The sequence below is a fragment of the Anaerostipes amylophilus genome (genome assembly GCF_025567365.1).
GTDB classification, from domain to species: Bacteria; Bacillota; Clostridia; order Lachnospirales; family Lachnospiraceae; genus Anaerostipes; species Anaerostipes amylophilus.
The window spans coordinates 1-314 of sequence record NZ_JAOQJG010000020.1 but is presented as its reverse complement, the minus strand read 5'-3'; the positions used below and the strand labels follow the sequence as shown (position 1 = coordinate 314).

Sequence of the window (314 nt, the reverse complement as noted above, 5' to 3'; positions counted from 1 at the left end):
AAAATACATTTACAAATAACGGCTATCAGTTCCTTGGATGGAGTAAGACAAAGGATGGAGATGTTGCAGCTTACGAAGATCAGGAAGCGATCAAATATCAGACGGCTTCTGACCTTACCTTATATGCGATATGGGGAAATGGCCAGTATAAGATCAGCTTCATGCCAAATGGCGCACAGGCAGATGCAAAGATCATACCGGTAAAGACAGGAGAATCTTATACCATACCATCCGGTCTGTTTACCAGAAAAGGATATACGTTTGTAGGATGGGCAAAGACTCCGGATGCAGTCAGGGCAGATTATACGAATGGA

1 protein-coding gene is annotated in these 314 nt (G+C 43.3%); it reads left to right on the top strand.

The window, feature by feature from the left end; genetic code table 11:
• A partial coding sequence (locus OCV53_RS12220; protein WP_148368988.1) for an InlB B-repeat-containing protein occupies nucleotides 1-314 on the top strand: 314 nt, incomplete at both ends.